Here is a 15,545-nt window from a genome sequence, read left to right on the forward strand (position 1 = left end):
GTATCAGACCTCAGTGCTGTCGTCTGTGTACGCTGCAATCGCGACCGCGCTCCCGATGAGGATAATCGCAATCGCGAAGAACTGGACGCCGGAGATCGGGACCGAGCCGCTGATTCCCATCCAGCCGAGGACGGCCACGACGAGTCCCGAGCTGACTTCTGGGTTCGCGCCCACGAAGTCCAGCAGCGGCATCGCGAGCTCGCCGAGTTCCATCCCGGTTTGCATGATCGTCGTTGCGAGACCCAGCAGCACCGCCACGATCACGCCGACGAGCCCGCCCGTCGCTCGAGCCGCGCGATTGCCGACCTTCTTGGTCGTGTCAGCTGCGCGCTCCTCTGGGTCTCGTTCGTCGTAGGCCCAGTAGGCAACCGCAATCAGTACGATTGCCGCCAGCACGTAGCCCCAGTACTGCAGGAGCATTTCAGCGGGCATCGGTCACCTCCTGTCTGTCCAGTGCGATTCGGTGTCGACCAGTGTGATTCGATTTCATGGGTTCTTACTCCGGTTTTGGTAGGTTCTGACCAGTAGCGCAGTGACGAACGCGGCACCAGCGGCGAGCGTGAATAGCTCCCAGGGCACGTTTGGGGCTATCTTCGGGCCGATGTACCGCGATACCGTCGTGATGACCGGATACCAGAGGTCAGTATGCGTTAGTAGCCAGCCGAAATCTGTCATCCCTGCCACCAGGGTCCATGCACCGCCGAAAACAGCCGTAATACCGGCTGCTATGTCTGATTTGCTCATTGAAGATAACTCCCTCCCGGGACGTAGCCCGCCGTGTAGCGGACCGCGATGACAATCACAACTCCGACGACCGTGCCAACGATGACGAACATGACCGTCACAACAATCGGGCTCGCGATACCGCCGGCCATCGCGAGGTTCTCAATAGCCTCGATAACCGACGGACCGGTATCGTCAGGGCTCTCGATGATAGCTTCGTAGATGCCATCGAATATCGAAGAGCCCGCTCCGCCGAGAGCGGTTGTCACTGATGTCTGCAGCCCATTGAGAGCGGTCTCAGACACCCACTCCGCGTAGGCGATTGCAAAACCCATCGGCTGCAAGATCAGATTCGTGATGAGCCAGCTGGCAATCAGCGAGATGATGCCTGCAGCGGTCCACAGCGACCCTTCGTTGTCGTCGCTCGCAGAATCACCCCCTGACCAAATGCTCGGAGCGGACCACAACGACCCTTCGTCGTCGCTCACAGCACCACCTCCCGGCCGACGACGACCAACGTCACCAGCGAAATCACCAGGATGACAGCTATCCACGGGGCCAGAAACCCAAATGGGTCCAGCGAGTTGCCCGCAGCGGTCCAGCTGGTGTCGATGACACCGGCCGAGTCAACGAGGAACGACCGATAAAACTCGACCACAGCACCGCCTCCATTCCGAATTATCCACACCTGCAGGTTCGCTCCGGTTTCGACGATTGCCATCCAGACACCTGTGAAGAACAATATGAGCGTGCTCGCGATGAGACTCAGTAGGTTGTCCCACTTGATGGACGGCGTCCCACTGCTGTCGACATACTCAGCGCCTTTCTCCAGCGCAGTCTCCTCTTCACTCATCTGTGTTACCCCCAGAGAAGTGACGAGAAAGCGGGTGCTGGCGAACCGCGCTGAGTTGCCTGCTGCTGGTGGTGTGCGTGGACATCAGTCTATCTCGTCTGAGACATCTCCGTCGTCTTCGTTGCCGATGACCGGGAGATCGACACCGAGGCCGACAACGTCGGAGTCGCGCCGGTCCAGATACCACGTCACGATGAACACTACGCCAATCGCGACGATTGTGCCGAGCCACGGCAAGAACGGACCTAGTTGGCTGAAGGCAGTATTCGAGAACCCTGCTGCACCAGCCTCAAACGATTGAGAGATGTACTGTGCGGGCTCGGTCGTGAATGCGCCGATCCATGCCACACCGCCATCGGTGAACGCGCCGATGAGGCCGACGACAAGATTGACCAGTGCCTCAATCGGTGCGGTTATAGCACCGAATATGAAGGCCATAGCGCCGCTGAGGATGAGCATGGCGCGCTCACTGAAGGTCGACCCGTAGCCCTCTGCCTCGTCGACGTAGGACAGCGAGTCATCTACTTCGACGGCATCGATGTCGTCGTCAGCGCTCATATTGCCCTCCTAGTCGCATCGCGTGGGCGATGAGTGAGGCACACATCGTGGCTCACCCGTCAGCTCCCTTTCCGAGAGATGATTCCCAGAGATGCTGCAATCGCAGCAATCGACGCGATGATTCCGTTCACGAAGGACCCGATTGCTGAGCCGCCCGACCAGAAGCCACCACCACCGCCAGCCCCGACGGACTTGGCCTTCATGTCACTCTCATCGTCGTTCTGCAGGACGATGACAGCGTGAACAGCGTAGCTCTGCCCGACCTGAATCGTGTTGTCCAGCGTGTGTGTTGTGTTCGCGCTGGTGTACTGGTCCGAGACAGCGGTCCAGCTGGTGATGTTCTCGAAGGACGTGTCGCTCACGCCTTCGGCCATCTCAACTGTCTTGTATCGGTCGCTGATGAGCCCTTGCTGGGCTTTCAGCTCGCCACCAGAGTACGTCAGGTCAATAGCGCTCGGAGGGGTCAGCCGGGCGTTGTACTCCAGCTTTCGCGGGTATGCGTAGTTCTCTGCATCGCTAAACTCAACGGAGTAATCCTCCTCGGCAGTGAGGTCAGACATCCGATGTTGGACGCCGTAGACCTCGAGGTCGTAGATCGTCGCCGAGTCGAACATCGACGGCATCGACGACATCTCAGTCAGACCGATGACACCGCCGGAGGTCGTCTCCTGAATTGTCGTTTCCTCAAGCTCGCCGTCGCCATCGGTGTCCCGCATCGTCTCACCAATATCGACAGGCGACTTTCTCGCCGAGTCCAGGCCGAAAAGAGTTACCTGTGCGTTGGCGTCAACAATCGCGACTGTAATCGAGTCGACAGACGCCATCTGCCCGTCTCCAGTCCCTTGGACGGGCATGTTTTCGACCTTCTCCTGCCAGATGAGGCCGTTGTTAGCCCCCGTGGTAATCGTCGTTGCGTCCGTCGCGTCAGCCGACTGTGAGGCGTTCGCAACGACGTAGTCACCGTCATCCTCTTCGAAGCGAACCTGCACCTCAGCGCCGCTTTCGAGGGAATCGACGTTCATCCCAACTAGCGGGACGCGCTTCTCGGCGTCATCCAGGCTGGTGAAGTTGCTGTAGGTGAACGTCGAAACGTCGCCCGAGGTCTGCGAGCTCGTCGAGAACCGAACAGCTGGAACACTGCCAGCGGTCGTGCCGTCAGCGTCCGTAATGGATGCCGTCCCAGCCGAGCCGCTCACGTCTTTCGACCAGTCAGCCGAGTCGTCGACGGCCGACACGCCTCGAGGACTCGTCTGTGAGTCCGCTCGCGGGAACACGCCGTAGGCGGTCGCGTCGATCTTATCGTATCGAACGCCGACTTGTTCATCAAGAGATGAGTTCAGCGAGGCGTTCAATGCGGTGGGTTTCCCGTTGTCGCTATAATACGACGTGGGACCGCTCATGTTCGCGCCGTCATGTGTTGCTACCGTGACCGTATCCCACTCGATGTAGGGGTCAGGAGTCTTGTCGTCTGAGAAGTCCAGGTCATCCGACGGGGCGGCCATCGCCGGGCTTGCCACCATCGAAACGACCATCAGACCGGTCAGTAACAGCGTCAGTATGCGTTTCATCAGTTGTGAGTCAGTTGGCGGTTCCGGACGCCAGCCGTGGTCTCGTGGCCCGTCGTCATCTCGTGTCGTTCACGAGCGATTTGGACCAGACCCTCTGCATCAGGAACATCTGTCGCCGCCTGAACGTCGCACTCACGACATTCCCAGGCGGTCACACGCCACCTCCTGCGAGAAGCGACGCAGTCAGGTCCCGGCTTGCACCGGCTGCCTCGCGTCGGTCTCGCGCGCGTCGACGAGCGTCGACGTTGTGCCACTCGGTTCGATACGGTCGATGCGCGGGCTTGGCCGCGTTATCCGGCGACTGTCGGTCGCCGGGGTCGTGTTCGCGCATGGGTAGGGGTACTGTCCGAAGTTAGACTACGGACGCGATGCGGGTCGCGATGGCCGGATAAACACCCTAGGAAAATTATAAGAGTCTGTACGATGCTGTCAGAGCCTGAAACACTGCTGTAAGATGCTGTAAGAGCTGTGTAAGAGTTGAGTGTCACCTGAGCCGATGCCTTTATTCTAGAATGTTGCCAATGAAGTCATATGTCACAGACAGCGATTCTGGGGCGGGACATTATTCTTCGGGGGCAGGTCTCACTGTATCTGAGCATTGACGCTGACTGGGTGTCCCGTGCGGGGCTTGATATGGAAGACACGTGTCGACTGCAGCTTGGCGGTGTTGAGGACGGCGCACTGACTGTCACGCTGTTTATCGACCAAGACTACAGCGACAGCGAAGACCCACCGGGACAGTTCGATATCGATCCCGTCGACGTCCAAACGGACATCCAGTGGTGCCTGCCCTCCGATATTCGTCACGACCGTGGGATTACCGGGGAGTTCGGGTACAATGCGGAGTATCTCGGTGACGGTCGCATTGAGTACCGTTTGGTGTCTCCGTCCGCTCGTGATGACCGGCTGCTGGCGTGATGAGTGGGATGAGGGTGCCATACAACGATTTTCATACCCGGTCTTCCCATCTTCGAATTGGCCAGTACAGACAAGTTATTGATAGACGCTCGCTTCCAACGTGAGGAAGCGATAATCAATCTTGTCTCTCCCAGTATTGATGATTCCATTTGCTGACTGTTCCGCAGAGAGCAATCCGGATTATGCAGACGACATTTTCGTTGAACTTCGTAATGAGAGTCCAGACCGAGTCACGGTGATGGTATCAATCACAACAGGTGATTCAATTGTTCTTGACGACGACAGGGTGTATCATAACTAAAGAGTCTCACTAGCATCTCTACATAGAGTATTTCGTTATCTCAGTTACTCAGCTTTACACGCTGAGGCCAGCGTGTGACATAACGGGTACAAGAACGGGTAAGACCTATCACGTGCGCTGAGAATTCAAATCTCAGCCTGTAATCTGTTGATGTCGCCCGACAATGGCTATGGCAAATGCGACCCCTGCAAACACCAGATACGCTATTACGACTATCGACGGTGTAGCTGGATTCGCACTGAGATAATCAAGCGGTTCAACGCCATTCATCGGACCGAGATACCACGCTGTCAAGTACCCAACTTCGAATACTGCCGGGTTCTCTGACCAAATGCCTGCTGCGAGCGCTACTGCAGGGAGACATAGTATTGCTACAAGTCCTCCGGAAAGTGCATAGAACTGTCCAGTGAATGTAAACCGCAGGAATGCCGGCAGGACCATACCGGCTCCAATACCAGCACTGACGAGATACGACACCGAGAGTAGTCGGAACGGATTACTGGCGACGAACACGAGTTCTTCTGTCCGATGAAACTGTTCACGCACCCCAAGCTCTGACCATATCGGGAGCATCAACAGCAACACAATCGGAACGACAAGCGTTCCTAAGGTGTTTAGCGGTGCCACGGCAGTAGCGACGAATCCAGAGAGACAACCGAGATACCAGAGTCGACGGTGTCCACGCACTGCCATCCGAAACTCCGCTGCTAGTACTTGTTTGATACCAAAGTTGCGGGTTGTCGCCGCTGCTAGCGTGACTGGTTCGGTAGGGGTGTGGGATGGATTGGCCCGTGTCTGTTCAGGTGAACTCTCTTCGGGGCTGTCGTCAGCTATCCATCGTGACAAGCGGGTGCGTAGCCATCCTGAACTCTCGTCAAACCGATTGAATGTGAGGCTTGCCACACCGAGCAAGGCTGCACTGAGTGCGACTATCGGTAGTCGAGATCCAAGCGTCCGTAGCGTGACTTCCAGTCCGGACCAACGGAACGTCTCAACAGCATTCTCTTTTGAAGTGTATGCGAACGATCTGATGGGACCCTCGAAGGACGGATACTGTGTGGCTATCGCCGTTTCCATGCTCTCGCGCAGGACGGCAATACCAGTGATATCAACCGGCGTATCTGCAAGCAGGCTCACCGAGATAGCCCCAATCGCTGTAACGAAATAGAGGGCCGTTCCTGTGGATCCACGGAGGGGTTTGATTGTCTCAAAACAGACCGCGACAGCTGCAACTAGCCCCATTGATGGCAGTGTTACGAGGACAAACGGGAGCCATAAGGCTATCACGCTGAACGGCCCTGTCCCACCTGCAAGAAAGGCAACCGTTGTGGAGAGCGCTAAGACACCTGTAGCGATAAACAGCACCGCAATGTTACTGAGCCATTTCCCGAAGAGATACTGTGGGTTCGTGATGGGCGATGTCCCAACGAGTTCCACAATATTTGTCTGTCGGTCCCGTTCCAGGCTGCCTTTGACAAACGGAAACCCAACGAACAATAGCATGGGTGTCCCGATGCCCATTACCATCCCACCGTACCATGCTGCTGTGGGGATACCCGTGTACTGGCTACCGATAACCAGTGTCGAATCGACTGCAACGGCTTTTGCGAAGTATGCGATGAGGACTGGCACGACCAGGAGTTTCGACGACCGCGACCGTTCACGGAAATCCGCAAGTGCCACTGCAAATGCTGGACGGAACAGACTCATCGTCGTGTGTTCTCCCCGACAATGTAGAGATAGGCGTCTTCCAGAGTCGGTTCGACGGCTTCAGCAGTCGCAGCCGGCACTGTTTCGGCGATGGCTCGGACCCGGACACCGTCTTGCTGGCGTGTAGTGGTACTGATAGTATGGGTCTGTTTGACTGCACGGACGTCCGAATCCGGAACGACCCACTCCCATACTGTGCCGCTGGCTCGCTCTATCAGGGCGCTCGGGTGGTCGTGCGCCACTAGCTGCCCGTTGTGAAGCAGTGCCACATCGCTTGCCGTTGCCTCTATGTCCGAGACGATGTGGGTGGAAAGCACGACGACTCGGTCTTCTCCGAGGTCAGCAAGCACATTTCGAAACCGAACACGCTCTTCGGGGTCGAGACCCACGGTCGGTTCATCGACGACGAGCAAATCCGGGTCGGACAACAGCGCCTGAGCGATACCAACACGCTGGCGCATTCCGCCGGAGAATCCGCCGAGCCGGTCGTCTGCCGCATCTCCGAGGTTCACCAGTTCGAGTAGATCCTCGATTCGGTCACCGGCGTTCCCGACGCCGCGGATTCCGGCGAGATACGACAGGAACTCCCTGGCAGTCAGGCTCGGATACACGCCGAACGTCTGGGGGAGATAGCCGACGGCCGACCGGATTACGTTCGGCTCGTCGAACACATTTGTTCCGTTCCAGTATACTGCCCCCTCCGTCGGTTTGAGGAAGGTCGTAATGAGTCGCATGAGTGTGGACTTTCCGGCACCGTTCGGTCCGAGGAGGCCGACAACGCCCGAGTCGAGGGTGAAATCGACATCTCGGAGCGCCCACGTATTCTCAAAACGCTTCCCAAGATTTGCTACTTCGAGTGTCATCAGTTCGTCTCCTCCACACTATCGCGGGGTGTCCACTGCGTGATCTGATCGCTGATGCGGAGGCTGCCATCCCGCCAGCGGACGTATGCGAATAGCAACACGCCGCCGACGACGGCAAACACAACGCGGGCCATTCCCTCTTCGCCGATCCAGAACGCCGGTCCGACTACGTCCAGCATGATGACCTCAGGGGAGTCCTGCGACACCCCGAGCCCGAACACTGAGGCCATCGTGAAGTTGTAGAACACATGAAAGCCTATCGGCAGCGCTAAATCGCCCGAAACGACGTAGATGCCGCCGAGTATCAGCCCAGCGACCAGATAGTAGCCGGCCTGACTGGGATGGGCTATTTTTCCGGAGTGCAAGAACGCGAACACTGCACTACTCCCGAGAACCGCGAGTCCCACAGCCGCCCAGCGGGGGAGATACCCGTTGGCTCCCTCGGAGAGGTTCTTTAGCATCCCGCCGCGCATAATGAACTCCTCCCACGAGGCTGCGACGGCGACATAGGCGAACACGACCACCAGTGCGGGGAGGAACGGTACCGGCCCGCTCCCACCAATGAAGCCGGTGATACTCGCCCAGCCTGCAGTGAGTGCCACGAGTACCGTACCGGCGTTGGCCACCGTCGCTATCATACCGCCGACTGCGAACGACCGCAGCCACTCGCGGTCAAACCCAAAGCCGTACTCTCGAACGGGGCGGCGGTCAACGATTCTGGCACTGAGTAAGACTGCAGTGACAAGGATGACCAACAGACCGGCCGCTTCTAGCGACCCCACGACAGTCTTCCTCTCGAACTGTCCACGGACAGCCTCTTGGACGGGAAAGAACGCGAAAAAGGTCAATATCAGCGGTAGTACGGCTCGCAAGGGCGCACGGAGGCGTCTGTCTTCGTGGTTCCAGACCGGCCAGCAGAGGACCCACCAGCCGTCTCGTACCATGGATGATACCGTTCGATCAATCGGCAGTTGTAACGACATAGTAGGATTGAGCATCGGCAAAATCATATCAACCAAGCCACAGTCTCTGGCCCAGAAGACTTGGTATCCCTTTTAGTATTTAATCGATTGTGGGACGCTCATGACATTCTCAGCAGACCGTCAGTAGCGGGGTGTAGCCGGCATTATGACTGTGTACGAGCGTCAATTCCCCTGAATTGCATCGATAACGACTGTCCCCGCTACTATCGGGCCTATCGGAACCGAACTGCTATCGCTAATCGTGATTTCATATTGATCGAAAACAGCGAAATCACTCTCAATTGTCCCGACAGAATTACCGTCCGCATCAGTTATCTCAAACCTGTGTCCAATCCACTGGCCAACTGGCAAGATTTTTCGACCCAGGGTAGATAGAGCGCCGCGTGAACTGATTTCGACAAGAAGAGACTCATCATCGGCGTCGCGGATTCGCCACGTGTCTTGAACGAGCGAAAAGTCATTGTCCAGAATGACGAGGTCTTCACCAGTTTGGCTATCTGTAAGCAGATAGTCGCCTGCGATGTCCCAACTGCCACTGGCCTCGACAGTGAACAGTTCAGTGCTATCGGTAGTGACGAAGGGAAATGTGTCGTTCTCTTCATACATATTGTGAGTGCAGCGGAAAATTGTGTCACCAGTAACATCCCTAGCCTCGTACTCGGGCCGAAAGTTCTTGTCCGTGCCCGTCTGTTCAACGGTATACTGGCTGCCGGAGAGGGTGAGGGCCGAGATCGCGAATTTTTGTGGACCTTTCATTATTCAATCTGTTTGACGGGTACCACACTTAAATCCGGAACCACTGTTTCAATGTGTGGTTGACATCGTCCCCGAGCTGAAGCGCGAGGTTTTGCGCCTGTTCATCCCATAATTGTCTCGGTCACACCCTTTCTGAGGTGTTTGGTAGTTTGATTCCAAGGATCAGTCAGCGTTTTGGAACGGTTGCTCGCGGCGTTGTCCGGGAACCTTCGGGGTAGTTCCGTCTCGCGTCAATGTCCGTGAGCCGGCGTAGAGTGCAATAAGAGTGGCACAGAGGAGATAGAACATCACATTTCCAGACAGCAGTTCGAACACAGCTGGCAGGTCGCCAGTGACACGACCGATGGACGCCATATTGCTCGCTGCGTGAGTGACCATCACGACTGGGAGCGCTCCACTCGTGTTGTTATACAGCCAGCCAAGAATAGTAGACATGGCGATAGTCATCAGAACGTATTCCTGGAACCCGGCGAAGGTACCCGCTCCGGCGAGCATCAACGGGACGTGCCAGAGGCCCCAGACAATGCCGATAACTGCGCTTGCGGTAACCGCACGGAAGCGACGCTGGAGACGAGGCTGCATGAAGCCACGCCAGCCCAACTCCTCTAGAGAACCGGCTAGAAAGAGCGTGACAGCGAAGTAAAAGAGGTATTCTGTGACGGGGACCGACGAACCTGCCTGTATTACCACGTCGACACCGAGTAGCGACGCCACTATGGTTTCGAAATCGGTCCCAATCAACACGATTCCGAGCCCACCGAGATACCAGTGGACGCCGGCACGCACACGTCGGAGTTGTCCCAGCCAATCACGCAAGCTTTCGTCGAGAACCCAGACCGTCACCCCTGCGCTAATCATTGGGCCCCACGCATACGGAAGTGATGCCAGCGTCGGGAATTGGGACCCGAATACCGTGTAGCTGGCCATGACGATGAGCGCGGAATACGTTGTCAACACAACGAGGAAGGTACCGAGTGGCGATTGTGCCGCTCTTTGACGGAGTGACTCGGTGAGGGTCATCGTGATCCTCCCCGGTCAAACACATACATATCCGGCGTGAAAACGCAGGCAACGAAAGTCCTTATAGTGGTGCCCGGTGCCGTTTGGCTCCTATCGTGGTGATGTCGACGGTCAATAATATCCTGCGAGCTAAATTCGCCGCCAGAGACACCTCTGCAATGGATTCTGTAACCGTTCGTCTGGAGTGGATTGCAGCATCGGTCCCACTGCTGTGAGAGGGACCGAACTGGTCTCTCTGTCTTTTGTTGGGTCGACATGCTCTGATGATAAATTGACAGGAGTATATAAACAGGCACACAGCTTCAGACACAGAAGATGTGCAGTCTTTTTTACACTGACACTATCCATGTTCTGACATGGACGAGGATGAGGATGAGCTCCTCGCGCTGCTCGACGACGAGTACGCCCGTGCTATCCTCGTCGAACTCACCACGGAACCGATGTCAGTCTCCGAACTCTGCACGACCTGCGAGATATCGAACCCGACGGCCTACCGGCGACTCGATCGACTGCAGGAGGTCGGACTCGTGACCGCCAAGCAGGAGCTTGACCCGGATGGTCACCACTACAAGTGTTACGTCGCAACCGTCGATGAGGTTACCGTCACCTTCGATGACGGGAGTTACGAGGTGACCGTTGCCCGTTCGTCGACAGACCCGGCCGATCGCTTTACCGACCTATTCGAGGGGCTTTCCTGACATGCGCCAGATACTGCTTCAGTTCAGCGCGACCGGGACCGAACCGCCGATAGCGATCGCTGTCCTTTCGCTTTTGGTTCTCTCGGTGGCGCTTTCACTTGCAATCGCTGGGCTACTCGTCCGAGGATATTTCCGTGGGCCACGACAGACGGGCATCCTCTGGCTCGCCGTCGGGCTCGTGCTACTCACAACAGTCCCTGAACTCCTCCGATTCGGGCTGCCAACATTCACCTCTGTCGGGACAGCCCCCCAGTCAATCATTGTAAGTGTCTGTGAAATGTTGGGACTCGGGACAATTCTGTGGACCATCTACGGTGATAAGATATGATCTTCGTACTCGATTCAGTACTCGCCAGCGTACTCGCTCCCAGCAATATCGCGATACTATCAGGAGGATTGACTGCCGTCGTCGGACTCTTCGTTTCGATACAGGCATATCGGGGGTACAAGCGAAACGATGCGCCCCGGATGCGTGCGCTCGCTATCGGCATCGGACTGTTGACTACCGGTGCCTTTCTCGCTGCTATCGTCATCGATGCAGTAGGAGCTGGCGACGGTGTTGTCTTGCTTGTCCGAGGCTGTGTGTCAGTTGCAGGATTGAGTGCTGTCCTGTATGCACTCCTTAGGGACTGAGAGTCACTGACGTCGGGCTTGTAAGTTAGACACTCTTCAGTGAGCCGCCTCGGGGTCAAGTCCCGAGGCACTTGGCCTGCTCAGCCTGGAGACTGGCGGAATCAGGAGGATGAGTACATCTAGCCGAACAGAAACCTATCTGCATGAGAACCGCCCTGCCTTCGATTAATGGCTAGCGGAATTTGCGGAACTGGTGTAATAGAATTTCGGCCCGAGCCGCTCGACGTCTATTTGGAAGACCGTTGCCCGCCATTTTGCTTGCAGTCGTCGTATTCGGGCTAAGGCAAAAACACCGGTTGGAAATATTGGTTAGCTCGCTGGATATCCGATATCTCTATGTATGTGGAAAATCTGACACCATCGCTAACCCAACTCAAGGATGGGAGCCACGGGAAATTCACGTGACTAGACTTGGCGTCACACCCGTTGTGAACGACTGAATAGCTGTGGTCGCTCCGTTCGTGTTACGACTACTCACTACACTCCTGAAAACAGGGGGTCGCTCTCGGTTCCTGCAGCTAGCAGACAGCGGCGTCGGCGGCGGCAGGGCACGTGCCACCGCGTCCAACAGCGTTGGTTTAGTGCCAAATCCCGTCCTATTCGGTGCGTGTCACAGGGTTAGGGCGAAGACTCCACCACAACGGGTGTGACGCCACCCGTCGTGGCTTTGTGGTCGCTGTTCTCCAGCAAATCGAGGCCGACGTAGCGCTTCTCAAGCAGTCCCTCGGCGGTCTCCATATCCATCGCGAGCAGTTCGGTTTTGGACTGATCCCGTCCGACCTGCCGAGTTTTCTCGACAATGTCGCCGCCGCCGATCTCGATGAGCTTCTCCCAGACCCGCTTGATTGTCTGGCGGTGTGGTTCCTTCCCGAGTTCAGCGGTCAGGGCCGTCTGCAGGTCGGCTTTGGTCATGAACACGCCGCTGCCGTCGGTTCGCTTCGTGGCAAATTCTGGCCAGCGCTTGGCGATGCTGATCGCTCGGTAGGTGTTCTGGCGGTTCGACCGCTCGACGAACATCGTCTTGACCTTGGACTGGCGGCAGTTCGTGAAGAAATCTAGCGGCGAGCTGCTGGGTTCGATGCCCTCGGGCAACTGCTCGGCGTCTTCCTGGTGGTCGGCATCGGCTTCGAGTTGCTGGGCTTTGGCGACGGCACTCTTGGCGACGTCGTGGGTCGCCTCCTGTTGTGCTTCGAGGTCGTCGAGGCGCTGGTCGTTCGTGGCGGCGTTGCCGACCGCCGTGGTGGCAACGTCGTGGGTCTGTTCGACGTCGTCCTCTAGATCGTTGACGCGTTCCTGGAGGTCGCCGATGGTCGCGACCAGCGTCTCCAGAACACTCGAAACGAGGGGAGACATCTCGTCGCCGAGGTCACTGACGAGTGACTGGAGTTCGTCGAGATCCGTGTCATCCTGTCCGATGTCCATACCGAGTTCGTCGGCGAGCGCTTGATCGGTAGCTGTGCTGTCGGTGCCGTCGTCGTTGGGAGTCGTCTGTCGTGGCATCGTGACCACAGTACCCGTCCCCGGAATCGAACCGAGCAGTGCTGACCACAGCACGGGCTATTGGCGATGTCGCTGGGGTTCTCTCGACGTGGCAGTTGGTTCGTGGCAACCCTGGGCCGTCTGGTGGATTTGTCTCGTGGCAACGGCCTGGATGCGACCAGGAGCACTCATCAGGTGTCTCCCCGGTCCGTGGCCCGAGTCTCGCTGGCACCAGGTTCCGGCACCCACTCCGGTGCCTCGCAGTCGTCGTGGTCGACACCGTAGTGGTTGCCGTGGCCGGTCATCGTTCGACCACCGCCCGGCGCTCGATGACGACATCGTGAGCATGGTCACCGCGGCGGTACTGGTCGTAGTAGTTCTCGATGGTGGGGAACTCGGCCGTCCATTCGGTGTAGTGTTCGAGATCACCGACCATGTAGCGGAGTCGCCACTGCAGCGTGTCTGGCGGCGCTGTCTCGGTCGCAGGTCCCGGTGATGGGTCGGCGCGGGCCATCAGTCACCCCCTCCCTCGAATGGCTCAGGGCGGCTGCTGTCGCGTTCAACCAGCGCACAATCTGCCGTCGGAACAGTGAACGCCATCAGCTCGTCAGTCCGACCGATTGCGTCGGCCAGCTGCCGGCGTGTAGTCGTGTCGGGTTCGGACGCCCGCAGCCGATGGAGCGTTTCTGTCGCGAGGTCTGCCAGCAATACGCCCGTGGCCTGGGCATCGGTAATGCCACAGACCAGCAACAGCGGCTCACTGTCGGTGGTCGTGATAGCGACGATCTCGCCGACGGTCGGCTGGGCAGTCATCGGCCCACCTCCTGGTGTCGGGAGCGGCCTGTCAGCAGGTTCACGCTGGGCGTTGAACGACTAAACCGCGAGACGATATCACAGGCGTTTTGTTTACCAATTACATATCGGTCGGTTGGGTTCTGGTCCCCGCTCCATCTCCCCTTAATCCACCCCGGATTCATCGATTGGCCCGGGTCCAGAACCCATCGTTGTGGATGACGACTTCGGATGGTGGACACGCCACCCCCCAACCCCCTACTCCCACACCACCAAACCCCTGGCTGCCCACCACCCGTTTGCTGCTTTGCACGAGAGAGCTGTGCGTTTTGGGTGCGTGTCGGTGGAGCCGAAACTGCGTTGTGTGTACTCGTGCAGGATAACTGCCTGCCGAATGGGATTCTCAGCCAAGCAAACCTGTATGAATCAGTTACATAAGAACTAATTGTTGAACATGCATTAGTTCTAAACGGGTTCGGATCGCTGCCCAACTCGCTTGCACGGACCGCTTGAGCAAGCGACTGGACTGGACCCAGAATCCGCCCGTGCCTCTGACAACACCGGCTTCCGGGCGACTCGTTCTGTGCCCACGGTCGCCCGGGTTTTACTCCATGGTAGAAATATAAAACTTGTTTGATATTCCAGCGACAACTTTGCGCTGTCATTACTGTGCACCTCCGTCAGCGAGGGGCTGGGGCCGATCACACAGGCCTGCGAGTGTTTCTGCCTGGCGCTGGAGCTCGTGTCTGCCAGCGTCAGTCAGCGTGTACACGTTGGTGCGGGCGTCAAGCTCGTCCCGGTTGATGAGGTCCTGCTCAACGAGCTGGTCGAGATTCTGGTAGAGGCGGCTGTGGTTGATCGGCTCGGCGTAGCGCTCGTCGAGGTAGTCCTTGAGTGCGAGGCCGTAGGGATCGTCCTCGACGGCGGCGATGGCTTCGAGCAGGTCGCGCTGGAAGCCGGTGAGTTCGTGGTAGGTCGTCATCGGTCGCCTCCCGTCTCGCCGGTGTCGGTGTCGACCCGCCGGAGCGTCGCTGGCTGTGGCTGGTAACAGTCGCCCTGCACCAGGAGATCCAGCAGGGCCGTCATCGCACGGTCGGTCCCATACTCTTGGGCGAGCGTATCCAGCACGTCGCCGGCAGGTGCGCCTTTGCCGTCCTCGCTGGTGGCGATTATATCGAGCGCGTGGCTTCGGATCTCGGGCTCGGCATGCGTCTCGACGACGAAGCCGTCCGTGTTCCGGAGGTACGTACTGACGGCCTCCAGCAATGCGAGTTCGTCGTCGGCGAGGGCAGGTTCGGCGGCCTGCAGGACGGCGTCGAGTCGGGTGGCCGCCGCGGTGTGTGAGGGGATGGTGGTGCCGCCGTCGGTGACGACCAGGTCGTGGCCGGTGGCGATAGCCAGCGAGCGGGCAGCCTGGGTGATCGCGTCCTGGCCGCGGTCGGTCAGGGCGTAGGTACCGTCGGCGCTGGTGACCAGCTCGTTGGCTTCGAGGTTGTTGAGGATATCCGTGACGCGGGCGTCGTCGAGCGTGGCTTCGCGTCGGGTTTCGACGGCGGTCTGGAGGGCGTCGGCGGTGGCGTCGCGGTCGTAGTGGTCGTGGTCGGCAATCGCTTTCAGGAGATCCCGCTGGAGGGCGGAGCACTCGTACCAGACGGTCATGCACACATCCCTCCGACGGGGGGAATGAAGT

At 58.0% G+C, this 15,545-nt stretch carries 22 protein-coding genes; 4 read left to right on the forward strand and 18 right to left on the reverse strand.

Going from position 1 to position 15,545, the window contains the following annotated elements:
- Positions 1-3: 3 nt before the first annotated feature.
- The 8 genes from ACY9XZ_RS21510 to ACY9XZ_RS21545 all read right to left on the reverse strand — a co-directional run bounded on the left by ACY9XZ_RS21510 (position 4) and on the right by ACY9XZ_RS21545 (position 4,033).
- On the reverse strand, positions 4-432 hold the full coding sequence (locus tag ACY9XZ_RS21510) for a hypothetical protein (RefSeq protein WP_463458963.1): 429 nt from the start codon (positions 430-432) through the stop codon (positions 4-6).
- A gap of 54 nt (positions 433-486) precedes the next feature.
- Positions 487-744: a hypothetical protein gene (locus tag ACY9XZ_RS21515; protein WP_463458964.1), complete on the reverse strand. Its 258-nt coding sequence runs from the start codon at positions 742-744 to the stop codon at positions 487-489.
- Entirely contained in the window at positions 741-1,211 is a 471-nt protein-coding gene (locus tag ACY9XZ_RS21520; RefSeq protein WP_463458965.1) for a hypothetical protein, read from the reverse strand. Before ACY9XZ_RS21520 ends, ACY9XZ_RS21515 begins: the two co-directional genes overlap by 4 nt.
- The gene (locus ACY9XZ_RS21525) at positions 1,208-1,576 is read right to left on the reverse strand and encodes a hypothetical protein (protein ID WP_463458966.1); all 369 of its coding nucleotides are present in this window, start codon (positions 1,574-1,576) and stop codon (positions 1,208-1,210) included. The genes ACY9XZ_RS21520 and ACY9XZ_RS21525 overlap by 4 nt, the downstream gene beginning before the upstream one ends.
- Before the next feature lie 84 nt (positions 1,577-1,660).
- Positions 1,661-2,134, reverse strand: coding sequence for a hypothetical protein (locus ACY9XZ_RS21530; RefSeq protein ID WP_463458967.1), 474 nt, complete (start codon positions 2,132-2,134; stop codon positions 1,661-1,663).
- A gap of 59 nt (positions 2,135-2,193) precedes the next feature.
- The gene (locus ACY9XZ_RS21535) at positions 2,194-3,702 is read right to left on the reverse strand and encodes a hypothetical protein (protein WP_463458968.1); all 1,509 of its coding nucleotides are present in this window, start codon (positions 3,700-3,702) and stop codon (positions 2,194-2,196) included.
- Positions 3,702-3,857 carry a hypothetical protein gene (locus tag ACY9XZ_RS21540; protein WP_463458969.1) on the reverse strand — a complete coding sequence of 52 codons (156 nt, stop codon included), beginning with the start codon at positions 3,855-3,857 and terminating at the stop codon, positions 3,702-3,704. Before ACY9XZ_RS21540 ends, ACY9XZ_RS21535 begins: the two co-directional genes overlap by 1 nt.
- On the reverse strand, positions 3,854-4,033 hold the full coding sequence (locus ACY9XZ_RS21545; protein WP_463458970.1) for a hypothetical protein: 180 nt from the start codon (positions 4,031-4,033) through the stop codon (positions 3,854-3,856). Before ACY9XZ_RS21545 ends, ACY9XZ_RS21540 begins: the two co-directional genes overlap by 4 nt.
- Before the next feature lie 200 nt (positions 4,034-4,233).
- Between ACY9XZ_RS21545 and ACY9XZ_RS21550 the strand changes: the two genes are divergently transcribed.
- The gene (locus tag ACY9XZ_RS21550; protein WP_463458971.1) at positions 4,234-4,620 is read left to right on the forward strand and encodes a hypothetical protein; all 387 of its coding nucleotides are present in this window, start codon (positions 4,234-4,236) and stop codon (positions 4,618-4,620) included.
- 433 nt (positions 4,621-5,053) lie between these two features.
- Here the strand turns inward: ACY9XZ_RS21550 and ACY9XZ_RS21555 are convergent, their stop codons facing one another.
- From ACY9XZ_RS21555 to ACY9XZ_RS21575, 5 genes are all read right to left on the reverse strand, one after another.
- Positions 5,054-6,631: an ABC transporter permease gene (locus tag ACY9XZ_RS21555; RefSeq protein WP_463458972.1), complete on the reverse strand. Its 1,578-nt coding sequence runs from the start codon at positions 6,629-6,631 to the stop codon at positions 5,054-5,056.
- Positions 6,628-7,494 carry an ABC transporter ATP-binding protein gene (locus tag ACY9XZ_RS21560; protein ID WP_463458973.1) on the reverse strand — a complete coding sequence of 289 codons (867 nt, stop codon included), beginning with the start codon at positions 7,492-7,494 and terminating at the stop codon, positions 6,628-6,630. Before ACY9XZ_RS21560 ends, ACY9XZ_RS21555 begins: the two co-directional genes overlap by 4 nt.
- Positions 7,494-8,276: a lysostaphin resistance A-like protein gene (locus ACY9XZ_RS21565; RefSeq protein WP_463458974.1), complete on the reverse strand. Its 783-nt coding sequence runs from the start codon at positions 8,274-8,276 to the stop codon at positions 7,494-7,496. Before ACY9XZ_RS21565 ends, ACY9XZ_RS21560 begins: the two co-directional genes overlap by 1 nt.
- A gap of 363 nt (positions 8,277-8,639) precedes the next feature.
- Complete coding sequence (locus ACY9XZ_RS21570; protein ID WP_463458975.1) at positions 8,640-9,233, reverse strand: LURP-one-related/scramblase family protein; 594 nt, start codon at positions 9,231-9,233, stop codon at positions 8,640-8,642.
- Positions 9,234-9,395: 162 nt separating this feature from the next.
- Positions 9,396-10,253: a lysostaphin resistance A-like protein gene (locus tag ACY9XZ_RS21575; RefSeq protein WP_463458976.1), complete on the reverse strand. Its 858-nt coding sequence runs from the start codon at positions 10,251-10,253 to the stop codon at positions 9,396-9,398.
- 356 nt (positions 10,254-10,609) lie between these two features.
- Here ACY9XZ_RS21575 and ACY9XZ_RS21580 point away from each other — a divergent pair, with 356 nt between their 5' ends.
- The 3 genes from ACY9XZ_RS21580 to ACY9XZ_RS21590 are packed head-to-tail and all read left to right on the forward strand — an operon-like array spanning position 10,610 to position 11,584.
- Positions 10,610-10,951: an ArsR/SmtB family transcription factor gene (locus ACY9XZ_RS21580; protein ID WP_463458977.1), complete on the forward strand. Its 342-nt coding sequence runs from the start codon at positions 10,610-10,612 to the stop codon at positions 10,949-10,951.
- Between the two features lies 1 nt (position 10,952).
- The gene (locus tag ACY9XZ_RS21585) at positions 10,953-11,279 is read left to right on the forward strand and encodes a hypothetical protein (protein ID WP_463458978.1); all 327 of its coding nucleotides are present in this window, start codon (positions 10,953-10,955) and stop codon (positions 11,277-11,279) included.
- On the forward strand, positions 11,276-11,584 hold the full coding sequence (locus ACY9XZ_RS21590; protein WP_463458979.1) for a DUF7521 family protein: 309 nt from the start codon (positions 11,276-11,278) through the stop codon (positions 11,582-11,584). The genes ACY9XZ_RS21585 and ACY9XZ_RS21590 overlap by 4 nt, the downstream gene beginning before the upstream one ends.
- A 618-nt stretch (positions 11,585-12,202) precedes the next feature.
- Here the strand turns inward: ACY9XZ_RS21590 and ACY9XZ_RS21595 are convergent.
- The 5 genes from ACY9XZ_RS21595 to ACY9XZ_RS21615 all read right to left on the reverse strand — a co-directional run bounded on the left by ACY9XZ_RS21595 (position 12,203) and on the right by ACY9XZ_RS21615 (position 15,514).
- Positions 12,203-13,084: a hypothetical protein gene (locus tag ACY9XZ_RS21595; RefSeq protein WP_463458980.1), complete on the reverse strand. Its 882-nt coding sequence runs from the start codon at positions 13,082-13,084 to the stop codon at positions 12,203-12,205.
- A gap of 280 nt (positions 13,085-13,364) precedes the next feature.
- Positions 13,365-13,577 (reverse strand): hypothetical protein, encoded by a 213-nt coding sequence (locus tag ACY9XZ_RS21600; protein ID WP_463458981.1) that lies wholly within the window; start codon positions 13,575-13,577, stop codon positions 13,365-13,367.
- On the reverse strand, positions 13,577-13,876 hold the full coding sequence (locus ACY9XZ_RS21605; protein WP_463458982.1) for a hypothetical protein: 300 nt from the start codon (positions 13,874-13,876) through the stop codon (positions 13,577-13,579). Before ACY9XZ_RS21605 ends, ACY9XZ_RS21600 begins: the two co-directional genes overlap by 1 nt.
- 643 nt (positions 13,877-14,519) lie before the next feature.
- Complete coding sequence (locus ACY9XZ_RS21610; protein ID WP_463458983.1) at positions 14,520-14,837, reverse strand: PadR family transcriptional regulator; 318 nt, start codon at positions 14,835-14,837, stop codon at positions 14,520-14,522.
- A complete protein-coding gene (locus ACY9XZ_RS21615) occupies positions 14,834-15,514 on the reverse strand; it encodes a transcriptional regulator (protein WP_463458984.1) in 681 nt (226 codons plus the stop codon). The genes ACY9XZ_RS21610 and ACY9XZ_RS21615 overlap by 4 nt, the downstream gene beginning before the upstream one ends.
- Positions 15,515-15,545 lie beyond the last annotated feature (31 nt).

It is taken from the genome of Haloarcula sp. HT12, assembly GCF_055271655.1.